Source organism: Helcobacillus massiliensis (assembly GCF_014191425.1).
Lineage (GTDB): Bacteria > Actinomycetota > Actinomycetes > Actinomycetales > Dermabacteraceae > Helcobacillus > Helcobacillus massiliensis.
In genome coordinates this window covers 1-17,677 of record NZ_JACHWP010000003.1, presented here as the reverse complement: position 1 = coordinate 17,677, position 17,677 = coordinate 1, and the positions used below count along the sequence as shown (strand labels likewise).

Below are 17,677 nucleotides of genomic sequence, written 5' to 3'. Positions count from 1 at the left end.
GGTCGACGGTCGCTGCCCGACAAGGGTCCCGGGGACACCGCCGAACGGGGCGTAGTGTAGGAAAGGGCGTTCCGCTCGGGGACGCCCCATCACCCCCCCGGACAGCGTCCCAGGAAGGACCGATCGTGGACCCTCCATCGTCCCCAAACTCGTCATTCCCACGCCTCCTGCCATGGCGAAGGCCATGGAGGACGGCATGTACGCCAAAGCCACCAAGCCGATCGGCGAGCTGTTCTGGCTCGCGCTGACCGGCGGCGCCTACATCGCCCTCGGCTTCATCTTCTTCGTCACCACCCAGCAGGGGGTCGGCCCCACGTCCGGCCTGCCGATCGGCGTCACGAAGCTCATCGGCGGCCTGGTGTTCTCCACCGGCCTGATGCTCGTGGTGATGTCCGGTTCGGACCTGTTCACCGGCACCACCATGTCCCTCATGCCGACGCTGTCGAAGCGCCTCAGCTGGGGGATGATGGCCCGCCACTGGGCCGTGTCCTACATCGGCAACCTGGTGGGCGCCCTCATCGTGGTGGCGATCATCGCACTGGCGAAGACTCCGCTGAGCAACGGCGGCGCCTGGGGCCTCGTCGTGGTGAACACGACCCAGGGCAAGCTGAGCCTCGGCTTCGTCCAGGCGATCGCCCTGGGCGTGATGGCGAACCTCGCCGTGTGCCTCGCTGTGTGGATGGCGTTCGCCGGCCGCTCCGCCACGGACAAGATGCTGGGCATCGCCGGCCCGATCGCATTCTTCGTCGCCACCGGGTTCGAGCACTCCGTGGCGAACATGTTCATGCTGCCGATGGGCTGGGTGATCACCCACGTGTTCGGTGCCGAATTCTGGGGCAGTGACGCCGTGCAGGCCGCGGGCGTGACCCAGGCGGACTTCTCCTCCGTCACGATCAGCAACATCGTGCTGCACAACCTGCTGCCGGTGACGATCGGCAACATCATCGGCGGTGCCCTGTTCGTGGGCGGGTACTTCTGGGTCGCCTACCGGCGGAAGGCGCTCGCCGAGGAGCGCGCTGCCGCTCAGGCCGCTGCCGCTCCGGCGGAGAAGGCCGACGGAGTCGACCGCACCGACGGCGGTTCCCACTCCGCACGCTGAGCCGCACCCCTCCGCGTCACGCGGAACCATATCCGCACCGAGCGCCGGCCCCTCCACGGGGTCGGCGCTCCGCTGTGCCGGGGCCGGCGGGGCTGCCGGGAACCATGACAGCTGTCATGGCGGATCAGTGACACCGTCCCTGCGCACCGCCCCTCCCCCGGCGGGATTCTGGTGTCATGAACGAGAACACACCCGCCATCAGCCTCGACGAGGTGCATCAGAGAGTCGGCCCCGGCGGCCGCGTCCACGCCGTCCGCGGCGTCTCCGCCACGATCCGCCCCGGTGAGATCGTCGCCCTTCTCGGCCCCAACGGTGCCGGCAAGACCACCCTCATGGACATGGTCCTCGGCCTCACCCGTCCCGCTCAGGGCCGCGTCAGCGTGCTCGGGCAGACGCCCCGGGCCGCGGTGAGAGCGGGGCGCGTCGGCGCGGAGCTGCAGACCGGCGGCCTCCTGCCGGACCTCACCGTCCGCGACACCATCCGAATGATCGCCGCGGCCTACCGGGACCCGGCGCCCGTCGGCCAGGTCCTCGAAGACGCGCAGCTCACGGAGATCGCGAACCGCCGAGTGAAGGCCTGCTCCGGCGGTGAGCAGCAGCGGATCCGGTTCGCGCTCGCGATCCTGCCGCAGCCGGACCTGCTGGTTCTGGATGAGCCCACAACGGGGATGGACCCGTCGGCCCGCAGGCGCTTCTGGAACGCGATGGCGTCGCAGGCCGAACGCGGGCGCACCATCCTGTTCGCCACGCACTACCTCGAGGAGGCGGAGAGCTTCGCCGAGCGGATCATCATGATGGGCGCCGGCCGGATCCTCGCGGACGGGCCGGTCGACGAGGTGCGCTCCCTCGCGCAGTTCGCACACGTCTCCTGCCGCCTCCCGGCGGGGATGGGGGCCGACGGGGCCCGCTGTCTCGTCGAGGCCCTCCCCGAAGCCCGGGAGGTGCACGTGGACACAGGCCGGCTCTCCCTCGCCACCGCCCACTCCGATGAGACAGCGCGGGTGCTCCTCGCGCACGACGGTGTGCACGATCTGCAGATCCGGCAGGCGTCGCTCGATGACGCGTTCGCCGCCCTCACCGATTCGGCCGCGGAACCCGTCGGCCCCTCATCCTCCACCACCGAGTCCAGGAGCGCAGCCGCATGAACCGCCTGACCTTCATCGCCCTCACCCTGAAGCGCCTCACCGCCGACTGGGTCGGGCTGTTCTTCACGATCGTTCTGCCCGTGGGCATGTTCATCATGTTCGGGGCCCTGCAGCCCTACGGGGAGATGCAGGCGGGGCACGGAAACGTCTCCGCGCACACGATGGTGTCGATGGCGCTGTACGGCGGCGCGACAGCCGCTGTCGCTGCCGCCGGAATGACCGTGGTGGAGCGCAGCTCCGGGTGGGGCCGCCAGCTGGCCCTCACGCCGCTCAGCGGTGGTGACCTTCTGCTGGCGCGCGGCGCGGACATCCTGGTGCGGGTGCTGCTGCCGGTCATCGCGGTGAACATCGCGGGCCTGGTGACCAACGCGGACATGCCGCTGGATCGCTGGCTCGCCGCTGCCGTTTTGTGCGCAGCGGCGGCGATCCCGTTCGGATTCTTCGGGATGATCTTCGGTCTGCTGTTCCGGTCGGATTCGGCGGTGTCGGTGGCGGCGACATCGCTGGTGATCCTCGCGTTCGCCTCCAACATGTTCATGCCGCTGAGCGAGGATCTGCTCGCGTTCGCACGCTTCACCCCGCTGTACGGCCCGAGCGTGCTTGCGCACTTCCCGCTGTCGGAGGGGGTGCAGCCGACCAACGGGGGCGCCCTGCACGAGGAGTCGCTCGGGTTCGCGCTGGTGATGACGCTCGTGTGGTTCGGGGTGTTCGCCGGCATATGCTGGGCGCTGGAGCACCGGCAGAAGGGACGCGCATGACAGGAGAGCGCACCGCCCCGGCGGCTGACGCGGACCGGCCCGGCACGGCTTCGGCCAGCGCCGCTCGGCCGGGGATCCGCGGCCCGCTGCACCTGCCTGTGATGGGGATGGCCGGGATCTGGCTGCTGTATGTCGCGTTCCCGCTGATCGCGCTCTTCACCACCTACCCCGACCCGGCGCGGCGCGGCATCGGCCTCGCCATTCTCACTGTGTTCGCGGTGGTGTACCTTCTCGGTTTCGGCCGTTCCCCTCACTGGGCGGAGGGCAACCGACGGGATCTCCTGTGGCTGTGGACCGCCCTGCTGACCGCGCTGATGATCGCGCTGTATCCGCTGCTGTTCGCGATCGCGTTTTCCCTGCTGACGTTCGTGGTGGCGTCGATCGCCTTCCCACACCCGCCGCGGATCGCCCTGCCAGTGGGCGGTGCAGTGGCGCTGGTCGGGACGGCGGCTGCGCTGCTGCTGGCGCCGGAGATGCCGAAGCCGGCGGTGCTGGGCTTCACCCTCGCCGGGTCGGCTTTCGTCCTGATCACGGCGGCGATGACGGCACGGATGGAGGCGGAGGCGGAGCTGCGGCACCAACTGGCGACCGCGCAGGACAGGGAGCGGATCGCCCGAGACGTGCACGATGTCCTCGGCCATTCCCTCACGGTGATCAACCTGAAGGCGGAGCTGGCCTCGCGTCTGGTGGCGGCGGACCCGTCGGCCGCGCAGGCGGAGATGCAGCAGGTGGCGGAGCTGTCCCGGGAGGCGCTGGCGCAGGCGCGCACCACGGTGATGCGGGGCCGCGAGTCGAGCCTGTCCGAGGAGCTGGCGGCGGCGCAGCGGGCGCTGACGGCGGCGGGTGTCGCGGTGGATGCACCGGACCCGTCGGCCGCTGAGCCTGCGGCGGGGCGTGACGCGGACCTGTTCGCCGCGGTGCTCCGGGAGGCGGTGACGAACACTGTGCGGCACGCGGAGGCGTCCCGGTGCACGATCACCGTGGCACCGGGACGGCTGCAGGTCGTCGATGATGGCCGGGGCCGCGGGGAGGCGGCCGACGGGAACGGGCTGCGCGGTCTGCGCCGCCGCGTCACCGAGGCCGGCGGCCGGGTGACGGTGGAGTCAGCGCCTGGTGAGGGGACGGCAGTGACGGTGAGGATGCGATGAGCGCCACCACGACCGCGGGCGCGGGTGCGGGCGCAGCCCCGATCCGGGTGGTCATCGCGGAGGACCAGGACCTGGTGCGGGCGGCGCTGACCGCCCTGCTGAACCTGCAGGCCGGGGTGGAGGTGATCGGCGGGGTGGGCCGCGGCGACGAGGTGCTCGCGGCTGTCCGCGACCTGCGCCCGGACGTGCTGCTGCTGGACATCGAGATGCCCGGCATGAACGGCCTGGATGCGGCGGCCGCGGTGCGGGCCGAGGCGCCGGGCACGCGGGTGCTGATCGTGACGACGTTCGGCCGGCCCGGCTACGTGAAGCGCGCGATCGCGGCGGGTGCCAGCGGCTTCGTTGTGAAGGACACGCCGCCGGAGCAGCTGAGCGACGCGATCCGCCGAGTGCACGCCGGCCTCAGGGTCATCGATCCGACACTCGCGGCGGATTCCCTTATGGCGCCGGACAATCCGCTGTCGGAGCGGGAGGTCGAGGTGTGCCGCGCCGCCGCGGACGGCTCGGGGCCCGCTGCGATCGCTGCGGCGCTGCACCTCTCGGACGGCACGGTCCGCAACCATCTCTCCAGCGCGATCCGCAAGACGGGGGCGTCGAACCGCTACGAGGCGGTGCGGATCGCCACCGACAACGGCTGGCTCTAGCCGACCCGGGCCCCCGTCGGCTTCCTGGGCCCCAACGGCCGCCCCTCCGCGGCGCCGCGCAGAGGAGGGGCGACGGTCAGCCGGTGTTCTTCAGACCGGCCGCGACACCGTTGATGGTGGTCAGCAGCGCCCGCTTCTCCATCTCGGACACGTCCTCACCGCGCGCCTGTGCTTCGCGGACGCGGCGCAGCATCGCCACCTGCATGTGGTTGATCGGGTCGAGGTAGCGGTCGCGCACGGACAGGGTGCGCTTGAGGACGGGATTGTTGTCCAGCAGCTCGACCACGTCGGTCAGGCGCTCCACTTCGGCGACCGTGAGGTCGTATTCGGCGCGGATCGCGTCGAACAGGTGGTGCAGGTGCTCGGGGACGAGGGCGTGCACGTACTGGGCGGCGATGTTCATGTCGGTCTTCGCGAGGGTCATCTCCACGTTGGAGATGACGGTGCGGAAGAAGTGCCACTGCTCGTACATGTCGCGCAGGTCCGCCCCGAGTCCGGCTTCGCGCGCGGCCTTGAGGCCGGAGCCGGCGCCGAACCAGCCGGGCACGATCTGGCGGGACTGGGTCCAGCCGAACACCCACGGGATGGCGCGCAGGCCGTCCAGGCCCTTCTCGCTGGTGGTGCGCTTCGAGGGGCGGGAACCGATGTTCAGTTCGCCGAGCTGCTCCACCGGGGTGGAGGCGACGAAGTACTCGGGGAGGTTCTCGTCGTCGATGAGGGTGCGGTAGCGGGCGAAGGCGGCATCGGACACCTGCTGCATGACGTCACCGAAGTGGGCGAGGCGGTCCTTGGGGGTGCGGGGTTCGCGGTGCAGCGCGGAGCCCTGCATGACGGCGGCGAGGGACAGGTCGAGGTTCTCCCGCGCCAGCACCGGCAGAGTGTACTTGTCGGAGATGACCTCGCCCTGTTCGGTGAACTTGATCTCGCCTTCGAGGACGCCGTTGGGCTGGGCGAGGATCGCGTCGTAGGTGGGGCCGCCGCCGCGGCCGACGGATCCGCCACGGCCGTGGAAGAGGCGCAGCGTCACGCCGTGCTTCGCGGCGACGTCGCGCAGGCGCCGCTGCGCCTGGTGGATCTCCCACTGGCTGGTCATCACGCCGGACTCCTTGTTGGAGTCGGAGTAGCCGAGCATGACCTCGTGGCGGTCGCCGCGCAGGCGCACGATCTCGCGGTAGTGCTCGTTGCTGAGGAGTTCGTCGAGGATGCGGCCGGCGCCGCGGAGTTCGTCCACGGTCTCCAGCAGCGGGGTGAAGCCGATATCGGCGCGGGGGTGCTGGCCGCGCAGATCCACGAGGCCGGCTTCTCGGGCGAGGAGGGCGACGGCCAGGAGGTCGTCGGCGCCGCGGGTCATGGAGACGATGTACGTCTGGATCGCGTCGGTGCCGTAGGTGCGGTGGGCGTCGCGGATCGCGGTGAACACGGAGAACACGGCGGCAGCGGAGTCGCTCAGCGGGGAGTCGTCGGTGCCGACCAGGGCGCCGGCGATGGGGCGGCCCCTGCCGAGCTCGCGGCCGAGGAGGTCGGTGCGCTGCTCACGGGTGAGGTCGGCGTAGGAGGCGCCGGAGCCGTCGAGGTCGTCTTCGCCCATCAGGGCGTACAGCTCGGTGAGGAGATCGTGGTGCTTCTCGGCGTGTTCGCGGACATCCAGGATGGCGAGGGTGAGCCCCACTCCTGCGAGGACGCTCTGGGCGATGGCGAGCTCACCGTCGGCAACGCGGTTCCCGCGGTGGGCGCGGAGGGAGTCGCGGACTTCGTCGAAGTCGGCCTGGATCTCGTCGCCGGAGGCATAGTCGACTCCCGGCTGGTGCGCGGAGCCGCTGCGGATCCGGTCGCGGGTGCGGTCCACTTTCACGCGCATGGCGACGAGCTTCAGGCGGTACTGCTCGCGTTCGAACAGGTCGCGGCGGACCGTGTCGCCGATGGCGGGGTTGGCGGCGAAGTCGGCGTCGACGGAGTCGCCGATCTCTTCGTCGACGCCGACGATGGTGGAGGACACAGAGATCGACTGGATGAGGCGGGTGAGGACCCCGCGGGTGATGTCGAGGGCGGTCTCGGCCTGCATGGCGAGGACATCGCGGGTGACGTCAGCGGTGACGTACGGGTTGCCGTCGCGGTCGCCGCCGATCCAGGAGCCGAAGCGGAGGGGGACGCGGCCGACGGGGACGTCGGCGCCGTGGCGCCGGGCCTCGTCGCGCAGGTCCTCGATGAAGCCCGGCATGGTGATCTCGTAGATCTGCTGCAGGTAATAGAGGGCGTTGCGCGCCTCGTCCTGCGGGGTGGGCTGGAAGTCGCGCAGTTCGTCGGTCTGCCAGATCAGTTCGATGATCTCGGCGAGGTGGCGGTCCTGCTTCTCGCGTTCGCGGGTGCCCTCGGCGGTGTCGTTGTCGAGGAGGTCGGAGATGCGGCGCAGCTTCGTGAGGACGGCGCGGCGGGAGGCCTCCGTCGGGTGCGCGGTGAAGACGAGGCGGGTGTCGAGGGAGTCGATGGTCTCCTGCAGCGCCTCGGGTCCGAGTTCGTCGGCGATCTGGCCGATGGTGGTGGGGATCCACTGCTTGTCGGTGTCGGTGTCCTTGATGGCGCGGACGCGGTACACCTGTTCGGCGGCGTTGGCGAGCAGGAAGTACTGGGTGAACGCGCGGGTGAGCGCGGTGGCCTGTTCGATGGGGAGGTCGGCGAGACGCTGCTGGATGGTCTCGGCGCGGCGGGTGCCGTCGTCACCGTCGGCGGAGGAGGCGTGCTTGGACAGCTGGCGGACCTCTTCGACGAGGTCGAGCAGCTCCTGGCCGTGCTGGTCGGCGAGGGTCTGTCCCAGCATCGTGGACAGGCGGCGCACGGTGGCGCGCAGCGGGGCGTCGATGTGGGGGTCGTCGCCGACCACGGGGAACTCTGCCGTCAGGGTGGGCAGGTGCATGTTCTCAGGCATCCGGTCTCCTCGGTGCGCGCCGACGGGGTGCGCGCTCTAGCGGGCTGCCGGGGCCGTGCCGGGTGCGTTCGGATTCCCACAGCGGGGGCGGCGAAGCGGCCGGCTCAGCTCCGAACGGACGGTCCCCACTGTAGCCGGTCGTCCACCAGTTGGGGGTCGCGGTTCACATCATGAGCCTGCCCGGTTCGCGCGGGGCAGCTCCTGCACCGGCAGCTCCTTCAGCGGAGGATCTGGACGGCGATCACGCAGGATGCGAAAAAGTGCCGCTGATCCAGCGGTTCTGCTGGTCAGCGGCACTTCTTCGCGGCGGAGACGAGAGGATTTGAACCTCCGAGGCGGATCAACACCACCTACTCCCTTAGCAGGGGAGCGCATTCGGCCGCTCTGCCACGTCTCCTTGCACGGTCTGCACTGTGGGCGGTGTCCGCCGCAAGCGCTGTCCGTACCGAGTCACCTTATCGGACGTCGGGCCCTGCGCACAAAGCAGGCGGACCGCTGTCACACCATTCACCCGTCGGCCCCTCGCGTGCCGTCATCCCGGAGGGATTCCGGAGGTGCTGTGCCGGGGCTCACGCATGATCTGGTCAATGGTCTGATTCGCCCGGGCCGCCCCCACCGCATAATGGAGCGCATGTCGTCCAGCAGTGCCGCCACCAGCCCCGTCCCGCCGACCCGACGCGCCATCACCGGCGCGTGGGCCGTCCATGCACTGACCCTGTCGGGGCTGCTGTGGGCGCTGCTGGCGCTGAAGTCGCTGTCCGATGGGAACATCGCCGCGATGTGGGGATGGCTCGGCGTCGCGCTCATCGTCGACGGGCTCGACGGCTCCCTCGCGCGCCGCGCCCGCGTCCGGGAGGTCATCCCCTGGTTCGACGGCACCACCCTCGACAACCTCGTGGACTACCTGACCTGGACGTTCATCCCGGCGCTGTTCATCGCCACCCACATCGACCTCGGCAGTGACACCTGGGCGTGGGCGGCGGCCGCCCTGATCTGCATCTCCTCTATGTTCTGCTACTGCAACACGGGGGTGAAGTCCTTCGACTTCTTCTTCGTCGGGTTCCCCGCGGCATGGAACGTGGTCGGCGTGGCCCTGTGGATCCTGCAGCTGCCCGCCTGGGGCGCCGGCGCCGCCATCGTCATCCTCGCGGCGCTCACCCTCGTCCCGTGGACGTACCTGCACCCGTTCCGGGTGCGCCGCCTCATGCCGTTCAACATCGTCGCGGTCACCATCTGGATCGCCACCACCGGCATCCTCGTGGCGGACCACCCGCACCGCCCGGCAGGCCTGCTGGCCCTGTGGTGGATCAGCGGGTCGTGGTTCCTGCTGGTGAGCGCACTGCGGACGGTGCAGGGCGGGTCCGCCCCAGCGGCGCCGACGGCTCCCGCAGCCGCCGACTGAGCCGCGCTGTCCGCACATACTTGGTGACCTCCAGCGCCACCCCGGACGCGATCAGCAGCACCACCACGACGATCACCGTGGGCGGATACTGCCTGCCGTGGAACCAGAAGTATACGTACGGCGCCACGAACGTCCCCACCGTGACGGCGAGGCCCGCGATGCGCTGGCGGCGGCTCGTGCCGGACACGGCCGTGATCACGCCCCACGTGTAGGGGAACGCGGTGATCAGGTCGATCGCCCACAGAGTGAGGAGGGAGCCGTGGAACTCCTTCACCAGGGACACCGGCAGGGCGCGCAGCGCTGAGTAGACGAACACGATCGTGTACGCGATGACGGTGGCGGAGCGGGACCAGCGCTCCCACCGGCTGCGGTGACGGACCCGCACACCCGAGTCGGCGAGGTCGCGGGAGAGGCCCACCGGCACTTTCAGGGTGTCGATGCCGTCCAGCCATCCGCGCAGCAGGGCGCGCTGCTCCTCACCGGCGCTGAGGAGGTGGCGGACGATCGCGGTGGGCGCCATGCCGACGACCAGCGCGCTGTCGGCGGAGGAGTGGTCGGTGAGGTCGCGCATCAGCGGCGCGAGGTCCGATGCCTGCCACGCTGCGTGCTCCTCAGGGGTGAGGGCGGTGACCCACAGCAGGACCCCGTCGGCCAGCGCGACACGCAGGGCGCTGCCGAGAGCGGTGAGCGTGTGGGGCTCGCCCCCGTCGGCCCCCGCGGTGCCCGCACTGCCGACGTCGGCCCCTGCGGAGTCGGCGCCGGCCAGCACGGCCGGGATCGCGCCGGCGAGCGGCTCCTCGCGGACTGTGCGGGTGTCCAGCGACAGCAGCATGGGTACGCCAGCGGCTTCCCGCACGGCCGACGGGTCCACCGCGGCGTCGCGCAGGAGGGGGATGTCCGCGATCGACCCCATGCGTCAGAGGGCGAGCTTCTCGCGCAGGACAGCGATGTGCTTCGGGGTGCCGACACGGTACTTCACGAACGTGAGGCGGCCTTCGGCGTCGATCGCGAAGGTGGAGCGGATAGTGCCCTCCACCTGGCGGCCGTACATGTTCTTCATGCCCCACGCGCCGTACGCGGCCATCACCTCGTGGGACTCGTCGCCCGCCATGGTGAACGGCAGGTTCTGCTTCTCAACGAACGTCTCGATGTCCTCGATCGGGTCCGGGGAGATGCCGACGATGCGGTACCCGGCGTCGGTGAACATGTCGTAGTTGTCGCGCAGGTCGCACGCCTGCGTGGTGCACAGGGGCGTGTTCGCCGCCGGGTAGAACCAGATCAGGGCGGGGGCGCCGGCGAGGTCGGCCAGCGAGATGCGACCACCGCCCGCAGCGGGCAGGTCGAAGTCGGGGGCCATCTGGCCCACTTCCAGCTTCACATTCTGCGCGGACATCACTGTCTCCTTCATTCAGGGCGGTTGTGGGCGGCGCGCGAGCTCACCACTGTATCGGCGCGGTGACCAGGCGCTCCATTCGACGAAAGTGGACGAATCGCCTGGTCGTCACTCCGGCGCTGACGAGGCCGCGGCCGGCGCCGCGTTCGGTCTGGGGCCCGCCGATGACCATGGTCCCAGTCGCTCACTGAACCACACCTCATGCCGCCCCAGAACCCCCGGGACCTCTGGTCGGTTCCACTGCTCAACCACCAATAGAATAGGGCTGTTCCCCCCTTTCGTTCCGCTTTGAAGGATCGTCCCCGATGAAGAAGAAGCTCGTCGTCATTCTCTCCACGATCGCGCTGACCGGCTGCGGCTCGATCAGTGGTTTCGGCGTTGACGAATCCTCCGATGACCCCGTGGAAGCATCTGCAGAAGACGTCTCCGGCACCACGACGGAACCTGCGCCTGCGACGACGCCACCGCAGCCGTCCGCTGCGCCGGCTGCGACCCCCACGACCTCTGAACCGCCACGGAAAACCGAATTCGAATGGACGCAGGAGTTCTGTGAGCTCCCCGCTTCTGCGGTGATCGACAATGGCGAGGGGCTGGTCCTCGACCACAAGGGAACGGCGGACAAGGCGGAGGACACGATCGACATCGACGCACTCGCCTGTGCACTCAGCTACCTCGATACGCCTGAGAGCATCGTCCGAGCCATGGATACGACGCGGATGATCGATGGTCGGCAAACAGAATCCGCGAACGGCCTCACGTACCAGTGGTCCTACGGCGAGAACTACGGGCTCGACATCATCATCACTCGAGATGGTTCCTGAGTCTCAACGACAGGGCGCGAACAGAGAGCAGACCAGCCCATAGAACAGCGGACGACCGGCCCCCTCTCGGGACCGGTCGTCCGTCATGCTCTCGTCGGCGGAGAGTAAGGGATTTGAACCCTTGGTACGGGGTTACCGCACAGCGGTTTTCAAGACCGCCACCTTCGGCCGCTCGGTCAACTCTCCTTGCACGTCAGCGGTGCCGACATGAATGTCAGCGGTGCCAACGGCGCCGCAACAGTCTACCAGCGGGCGCGATGCCGGCGGACTGTCAGCTTCCGTCGGCCGCCAGCATCCGTTGGCCGCCAGCATCCGTTGGCGCATAGCGGCATACCAGTGCCCCAGGGCGATCGGGCTGCCTGCATACGCCGACGCGTGCTCGCGTCAGGGGCGACCGGGCCAGAGCGGCACGGGCGACCGGGCCAGAGCGTCAGCGCCGGGCACCCAGGTGGCGGAGCCGGCGCCCCTACGCTGGTGGCATGCGCACCTTCGGAATCTCCGACCGCTCCCTCCATCTGATCGACGCCCCCGAACCGACCCCGGCCACAGGCGAAGTCCTCGTGGACGTCCACACCATCGGTGTGAACCGCGCCGACGTCGCCGAAGTCGCCGGCGCCTACCCGCCCCCGCCGTTCCTCACCCCGCTGAGGACCGCCGACGGCGCCGAGTTCTGCGCGCCCGGCGTGGAGATCGCCGGCACCCGGCGCGACACCGGCGAGGAGGTCGTCGCCCTGGTGGCCGGCAACGGGTACGCCGAGGTGGTCGCAGTGGAGGAGTCGGCGCTGCTGCCCCTCCCCCAGCAGCCCACCACCCCGGCCGACGGGATCGCAGACGGCGACAGGCCGGCCGACGGGAACCCTGAGGCGACGGGCACCGCGTCCGACCGCTTCGCGTTCGCGGCGTCCGTGCTCGAAGCCGCCGCCACGGTCGTCTCGAACCTGCACCTCGAGACGCAGGTCCGCGCCGGCGAACGGGTCCTGATCCATGGGGCGACGGGATCCGTCGGCCTCACCGCAGTCCAGTTCGCGAAGGCGCGCGGCGCCCACGTCACCGCGATCGCCGGCAGCGACACCAACGCGGCTCTCCTCCGCCGCATCGGTGCGGACGTGGCCCTCAACCGGCACGACGGCGACGTGCTCGAGCAGATCGCCGCCGGCGACGGGCCGCGCAGCTTCGACGTCATTCTGGACGTCCTCGGCGGCGGTGACGCGCTCGAGAAGAACGTCAGCGCCCTCAGCGAATACGGCCGGCTCGTCATCATCGCCGTGCTCGCCGGCGCGACAGGCACTCTGCCGGTGATGCAGGTGATGCTGAAGAAGGCGCACATCATCGGCACCACCCTGCGGTTCCGCCGCGGCGAGGCGAAGGCCCAAGTGATGGAGGCGGTGCGCTCCCAGATGTGGCCGCTGATCCAGAGCGGGCAGATCCGCGTCCCGATCCAGGCGGAGGTGCCGTTCGAGGACGCTGCCGCAGCGCACCAGATCCTGCGCGCCGGCGGGCACCTCGGGAAGGTCGTGCTGCGCGTCCGGTGAGGAGCGCCCGAACGTCGTGGTTCAGGTGGGGTCGGTGACGTCAGCGATATCGGCGCTGACGAACTCGAGCATCTGCGCGCCGTTGACGAACACGGCGCGGCCGTGCTCCCCCGCACCCATCGAGATGCGGCCCCGGCCGACGGTCTCATCCGCCACCACGGGCAGCCCCGCACCGAACGGGGTGATGGTGCCGCGCTCGAACCCGGTCACCTCGAACGCCTCTTCAGCGCTCGGCATCGCCGCCCGGTTCGTCCCCAGGTGTGCGCGCAACTTCTTCCACGAGATGGCGCGGTCACCGGGCACCAGCACGATCACGTACCGGTGCTCGTCGGTGCCGGGCGCTGCCTGCGGGTACCGGTAGCGCACCACCATCGACTTCACCAGGTCATGCGGGTCGATGCCGCGCAGGTGCGCCGCCTCCTCGAGGGACGAAGCGCGCTGCGTCTCAGTGACGTCGTAGTCGATGCCGGAGGCGGCGAGCGCCGCGAGCGCGCGGTTGCCGTCGGCCCCGGAAGCAGAAGCGGGCTGCCCGGCCTGCTCAGCCAACGTAGACCCACTCCCCCACGCTGCCGGCCGACGGGTCCTGCGCGAACTCGGTTCCTGCCAGCAGCTCGTTGAGGACCGCGGCGGCGCCGTCCTCCTCGATCGTGCCGGTGACCGCATCCGCGGCGTCATTCACGTTCCGGTTCGCCTGCCCCATCGCCACACCGAGGTTCGCCCAGCGGAGCATGTCGATGTCGTTGGAGCCGTCCCCGATCGCGAGGACGTTCCGGGCACCGAGCAGGTCGATGGTGCGGGCCAGCGCAGTCGCCTTCGTGACGCCCGGCGCGGACATGTCCAGCCAGGACGAATACCCGACCGCGTACTCCACACCGTGCAGCCCGGCCTTCTGGACGATCCGGCGGAACTCCTCCCGCGGCATGTCCGGCTTCGTGACGACCACGCGGATCACGTCCTCGTGGTCGCACAGCTCCTCGAAGGACACCACCTCGGCATGGATGCCGAACTCCGCATCCTCGAACGACTCCGTGGCGAAGAAGTCACCCGCAGCGGTCTCCACCGCGTACCGGCCCTCCGGCACCACCTCGCGCATGCGGCGCAGCGCCTCATCGGGGTCGAAGGTGCGGGTGTCGATGATCTCCGCGTCGCCGCCCTGGATCCGGGCGGTGATGGCGCCGTTTGCGGCGACGGCGTACCCGTCGGCCACCTGGGCTGCGCGCACCACCGGCAGGGTCTTCGACAGGCCGCGGCCGGTCGCGATCACGGTGTGGTGCTGCGAGCGGGACAGGCGGGCGAGGACGTCCGCGATCGCGGGCGACATCCGCATCCGGTGATCCAGCAGGGTGCCGTCCACATCCAGGCCCACCACGGCGGGCTCGGACCGCAGCAGGTCCATCAGGCCGCGCGGCATCCCGGCGGGCTCATGCAGGGCGCCCTGCACTCACTTCACCTCGAAGATCTCGCGGCCCCCGAGGTACGGACGCAGACCCTCGGGCACCACCACGGACCCGTCGGCCTGCTGGTGGTTCTCCAACACCGCCACGATGAAGCGGGTGGTGCCGAGCGTGCCGTTGAGGGTGGCGGCGGGGCGCAGCTGACCGTCGTGGCGCTCCCGGATGTTGAGGCGGCGCGCCTGGAACTGGGTGCAGTTCGAGGTGGAGGTCAGTTCGCGGTACGTGTTCTGGCTGGGGATCCACGCCTCGCAGTCGAACTTGCGGGCGGCGGAGGTGCCGAGGTCGCCGGCGGCGGTGTCGATGACGCGGTAGGGGACATCGATCCGCTCCATCATCTCTCGCTCCCACTGCAGCAGGCGCTGGTGCTCCTCGTAGGACTCCTCCACCTTGCAGTACGAGAACATCTCCACCTTGTGGAACTGGTGGACGCGGATGATGCCGCGGGTGTCCTTGCCGTACGAGCCGGCTTCGCGGCGGTAGCAGGCGGACCAGCCGGCGTAGCGGATCGGGCCGCCGTCCAGGTCGAGCACCTCGTCGCGGTGGTAGCCGGCGAGGGCCGCCTCCGAGGTGCCGACGAGGTACAGGTCGTCGCCCTTGTCGAGGTGGTAGACCTCGTCGGCGTGCTCACCGAGGAAGCCGGTGCCCTCCATGGTCTCCGGCAGCACGAGGGTCGGGGTGATCATCGGGGTGAAGCCGGCCTTCGTTGCCTGGTCCAGCGCTGCATTGAGGATCGCCATCTCCAGCTGGGCGCCCACACCGCGCAGGAAGTAGAACCGTGCACCGGACACCTTCGCGCCGCGCTGCATATCGATCGCCTGCAGCTTCTCGCCGATCTCCAGGTGGTCGCGCACCTCGAAGTCGAAGGTGGGGATGGTGCCGTTCTCCTCGAGGGTCTCGAAGTCCTCCTCCAGTCCCTCCGGTGCGCCCTCCGCGATGTTGGGAATGGCGCGCAGGGCGCTGTTGCGGGCGGCGAGCGCCTCGTCGGCTTCAGCGTCCAGGCGCTTGACATCAGCCGACATCTGCTTGCCCTTCTCCAGCAGCGCCGGCTTCTCCTCAGCGGAGGCCTTCCCGATCTGCTTGGAGAAGGACTTCTGCTCGGCGCGCAGGTCCTCGAAGGCGCGGGTCTTCTCGCGCCAGGCGGCGTCCGCCTCCAGCACGGCGTCCACCGTGGCGGGGTCGCGGCGGCGCGCCTTCTGTGCCTCACGGACGATGTCGGGGTTCTCACGGAGCTGGCGAAGATCAATCATGCGCTCATTGTATGTTGGCCCTGTGAACCACGTATCAAAGCCCACGAGCATCGCCGTGGTCGTCAACCCGTCGAAGTTCGATGACCCCTCGGAGTTCACCGAGGAGGTCGCAGAGCTGTTCGCCGAGCACGGACTGCCGAAGCCGGTCTTCATCGAGACGACGGTGGAGGACGCCGGCACCGGGCAGGCGGAGCGGGCGCTGGCCGACGGGGCGGACATGGTGGTCGCCGCCGGCGGTGACGGCACCGTCCGCATGGTCGCCGGCGCACTCGCCGGAACCTCCACCGAATTCGGCATCATCCCCGTGGGCACCGGCAACCTCATGGCCCGCAACCTCGAGATCCCCGTGGATGATCTCGACGGGGCCGTGGCGGTGCTGGCCGACGGCGCCCGGGAGACCATTGACCTGGGCTGGCTGAGCATCGACCGCGGCCGCACCGAGGAGGACGAGCCCGCAGACACCGACGAGGAGCATCCGTTCCTCGTCATCTCCGGTGTCGGGTTCGATGCCGAAGTCATGGCGGACACCAAGTCCCGCCTGAAGAAGGTGGTGGGCGTGGCCGCCTACGTGCTGGCGGGCGCAACGCGCGTGCTCGGCAAGGCGATGCGGGTGTCCCTCACCCTGGACGGCCGCCGGGAGATGTCGATGCGGGCACGCACCGTCATGATCGGCAACGTGGGCCGCCTGCCCGGCGGCGTCACGCTGATGCCCGGTGCGGACGCCACCAACGGGTCGCTGGAGATCCTCGCGCTGAACTGGCGCGGACCGGCCGGGTTCGCGCAGATCGCCACGGAGCTGGTGCTGCCGGACGCGCCGGAGCTCGCCCAGATCTCGTCCTCGCGCACCTTCCAGGCGCGCCGCGTCACCGTCAGCAGCCGCAAGTCGATGCCGGTGCAGGTGGACGGCGACACCCTCGGCCGCGCCACCGCGGTGTCCGCGCGGGTGCAGCCGCGGGCGCTCGCCGTGCGGATCCCCCGCGATCAGGCCTGACCCGCCGGGTACCTGACCTGCCGGGCGCCTGACCGGCGTCAGTCGGCGATCTGTGCGCGCAGGTGGGCGGTGAACTCCTGCGCCTCATCGAACGTGGTGTCGGAGACGGCGTCGTCCACGGTCGGTTCGGCCCCGTCGGCCCGCTGGTAGGAGCCGAGGAACACCAGGCGGGAGCAGATGCGGTGCAGACTCTGCAGCGCTGCCTCCACGCGCCGGTCCTCCAGGTGCCCCTCCATGTCGATGGAGAAGGAGTAGCGGCCGAGCGCGTCCCCGAGGGGCCGCGATTCGATGCGGGAGAGGTCCACGCCGTAGGCGGAGAAGATCTCCAGGATCTCCAGCAGCGACCCGGACCGGTTGTGCGCCAGGTGGGCCACGATGGTGGTCTTGTCGGTGCCGGTGCGGGGAGGGATCTTCCCGTCGCGGGCCACGAGCACGAAGCGGGTCTGGGCGCCGATGTTGTCCTCGACCCCGTCGGCCAGCACGTGCAGGCCGAAGCTCTCCGCCGCGAGCGGGGAGCAGAGCGCCGCGCTGGTGCGGGCGGCCGGGTCCGACGGGTCCATCTCCGCGATGGTGCGGGCCGCTTCCGCGGTGGACAGCGCGGGGATGGGGGCGGCGCCGGGCAGGTTGATGCGGACGAAGTCGGCGCACTGCGCCTGCGCGTGCGTGTGGGAGGCGACCGTGCGGATCTCGGAGAGCTCCACGGCTTCGCGGGCGGCGAGGACGAACGTGATGGGGACGATCTCCTCGGCGATGATGGTGAGGCCGGTGGTGGCGGCGAGGACGTCCAGGGTGCCGGAGACGCCGCCCTCCACGGAGTTCTCGATCGGTGCCATGAGAGCGTCGATGTCACCGGCCACGAGGTCGCCGGCGGCACCGGCCACGTTCGGGTAGGCGATCAGCTCCTGCCCGGTGGTCCTCAGCGCGTCCTGCAGCAGCGGCTGCTTCAGGACCTGAAGAAGTGCCTGATGTGTGAAGGTCCGTTCGGGACCGAGGAATCCAAAGCGCATGGCGCAACCCTATGCCCTACCATCGGGGCATGCGCCGCCTGCTCCACCTGATGGTCCTGTTCACTGCGGTCCTGCTGGTGGGCCCCGCCGCGGCGGCCGTCGGCGCCGCCCCG

Annotated in this window: 16 protein-coding genes and 2 tRNA genes; 9 read left to right on the top strand and 9 right to left on the bottom strand. The window is 70.1% G+C overall.

Annotated elements, in window-relative coordinates; all coding sequences use genetic code 11:
* The first annotated feature begins 172 nt into the window (after positions 1–172).
* The 5 genes from focA to FHX50_RS06970 all read left to right on the top strand — a co-directional run bounded on the left by focA (position 173) and on the right by FHX50_RS06970 (position 4,794).
* Entirely contained in the window at positions 173–1,099 is a 927-nt protein-coding gene (gene focA, locus FHX50_RS06990) for a formate transporter FocA (RefSeq protein WP_183376002.1), read from the top strand.
* A gap of 176 nt (positions 1,100–1,275) precedes the next feature.
* Complete coding sequence (locus FHX50_RS06985; protein ID WP_183375999.1) at positions 1,276–2,244, top strand: ABC transporter ATP-binding protein; 969 nt, start codon at positions 1,276–1,278, stop codon at positions 2,242–2,244.
* The gene (locus FHX50_RS06980; protein WP_183375997.1) at positions 2,241–3,002 is read left to right on the top strand and encodes an ABC transporter permease; all 762 of its coding nucleotides are present in this window, start codon (positions 2,241–2,243) and stop codon (positions 3,000–3,002) included. The genes FHX50_RS06985 and FHX50_RS06980 overlap by 4 nt, the downstream gene beginning before the upstream one ends.
* A complete protein-coding gene (locus FHX50_RS06975; RefSeq protein ID WP_183375993.1) occupies positions 2,999–4,150 on the top strand; it encodes a sensor histidine kinase in 1,152 nt (383 codons plus the stop codon). Before FHX50_RS06980 ends, FHX50_RS06975 begins: the two co-directional genes overlap by 4 nt.
* On the top strand, positions 4,147–4,794 hold the full coding sequence (locus FHX50_RS06970) for a response regulator transcription factor (protein ID WP_183375991.1): 648 nt from the start codon (positions 4,147–4,149) through the stop codon (positions 4,792–4,794). The genes FHX50_RS06975 and FHX50_RS06970 overlap by 4 nt, the downstream gene beginning before the upstream one ends.
* 76 nt (positions 4,795–4,870) lie before the next feature.
* Here the strand turns inward: FHX50_RS06970 and ppc are convergent, their stop codons facing one another.
* Both ppc and FHX50_RS06960 read right to left on the bottom strand, forming a co-directional pair.
* Complete coding sequence (gene ppc / locus FHX50_RS06965; RefSeq protein WP_183375988.1) at positions 4,871–7,717, bottom strand: phosphoenolpyruvate carboxylase; 2,847 nt, start codon at positions 7,715–7,717, stop codon at positions 4,871–4,873.
* A gap of 307 nt (positions 7,718–8,024) precedes the next feature.
* Positions 8,025–8,114, bottom strand: a tRNA-Ser gene (locus FHX50_RS06960).
* A 234-nt stretch (positions 8,115–8,348) separates the two neighbouring features.
* On the opposite strand from FHX50_RS06960, the gene FHX50_RS06955 reads away from it, so the two are divergent.
* The gene (locus tag FHX50_RS06955; protein ID WP_183375986.1) at positions 8,349–9,119 is read left to right on the top strand and encodes a CDP-alcohol phosphatidyltransferase family protein; all 771 of its coding nucleotides are present in this window, start codon (positions 8,349–8,351) and stop codon (positions 9,117–9,119) included.
* On the opposite strand, the gene FHX50_RS06950 is transcribed toward FHX50_RS06955, so the two are convergent.
* Both FHX50_RS06950 and FHX50_RS06945 read right to left on the bottom strand, forming a co-directional pair.
* Positions 9,025–10,032 (bottom strand): hypothetical protein, encoded by a 1,008-nt coding sequence (locus tag FHX50_RS06950; protein WP_183375983.1) that lies wholly within the window; start codon positions 10,030–10,032, stop codon positions 9,025–9,027. The genes FHX50_RS06955 and FHX50_RS06950 overlap by 95 nt on opposite strands.
* A 3-nt stretch (positions 10,033–10,035) precedes the next feature.
* The gene (locus FHX50_RS06945; protein ID WP_183375981.1) at positions 10,036–10,512 is read right to left on the bottom strand and encodes a peroxiredoxin; all 477 of its coding nucleotides are present in this window, start codon (positions 10,510–10,512) and stop codon (positions 10,036–10,038) included.
* Between the two features lie 305 nt (positions 10,513–10,817).
* On the opposite strand from FHX50_RS06945, the gene FHX50_RS06940 reads away from it, so the two are divergent.
* Complete coding sequence (locus FHX50_RS06940) at positions 10,818–11,333, top strand: hypothetical protein (protein ID WP_183375978.1); 516 nt, start codon at positions 10,818–10,820, stop codon at positions 11,331–11,333.
* Between the two features lie 98 nt (positions 11,334–11,431).
* Here the strand turns inward: FHX50_RS06940 and FHX50_RS06935 are convergent.
* A tRNA-Ser gene (locus FHX50_RS06935) sits at positions 11,432–11,519 on the bottom strand.
* A gap of 293 nt (positions 11,520–11,812) precedes the next feature.
* Here FHX50_RS06935 and FHX50_RS06930 point away from each other — a divergent pair.
* Positions 11,813–12,865, top strand: a complete 1,053-nt coding sequence (locus FHX50_RS06930; protein WP_183375976.1) for a zinc-binding dehydrogenase — start codon at positions 11,813–11,815, stop codon at positions 12,863–12,865.
* 21 nt (positions 12,866–12,886) lie between these two features.
* Here the strand turns inward: FHX50_RS06930 and FHX50_RS06925 are convergent, their stop codons facing one another.
* The 3 genes from FHX50_RS06925 to serS are packed head-to-tail and all read right to left on the bottom strand — an operon-like array spanning position 12,887 to position 15,566.
* Complete coding sequence (locus FHX50_RS06925) at positions 12,887–13,411, bottom strand: aminoacyl-tRNA deacylase (protein WP_246370856.1); 525 nt, start codon at positions 13,409–13,411, stop codon at positions 12,887–12,889.
* The gene (locus FHX50_RS12115) at positions 13,404–14,306 is read right to left on the bottom strand and encodes an HAD family hydrolase (protein WP_343064057.1); all 903 of its coding nucleotides are present in this window, start codon (positions 14,304–14,306) and stop codon (positions 13,404–13,406) included. Before FHX50_RS12115 ends, FHX50_RS06925 begins: the two co-directional genes overlap by 8 nt.
* Positions 14,307–15,566 (bottom strand): serine--tRNA ligase, encoded by a 1,260-nt coding sequence (serS, locus tag FHX50_RS06920; RefSeq protein ID WP_183375971.1) that lies wholly within the window; start codon positions 15,564–15,566, stop codon positions 14,307–14,309.
* Positions 15,567–15,588: 22 nt separating this feature from the next.
* On the opposite strand from serS, the gene FHX50_RS06915 reads away from it, so the two are divergent.
* Positions 15,589–16,557: a diacylglycerol/lipid kinase family protein gene (locus tag FHX50_RS06915; RefSeq protein WP_183375968.1), complete on the top strand. Its 969-nt coding sequence runs from the start codon at positions 15,589–15,591 to the stop codon at positions 16,555–16,557.
* A 38-nt stretch (positions 16,558–16,595) separates the two neighbouring features.
* Here the strand turns inward: FHX50_RS06915 and pheA are convergent, their stop codons facing one another.
* Positions 16,596–17,564 carry a prephenate dehydratase gene (gene pheA / locus FHX50_RS06910; RefSeq protein ID WP_183375965.1) on the bottom strand — a complete coding sequence of 323 codons (969 nt, stop codon included), beginning with the start codon at positions 17,562–17,564 and terminating at the stop codon, positions 16,596–16,598.
* Between the last annotated feature and the right edge of the window lie 113 nt (positions 17,565–17,677).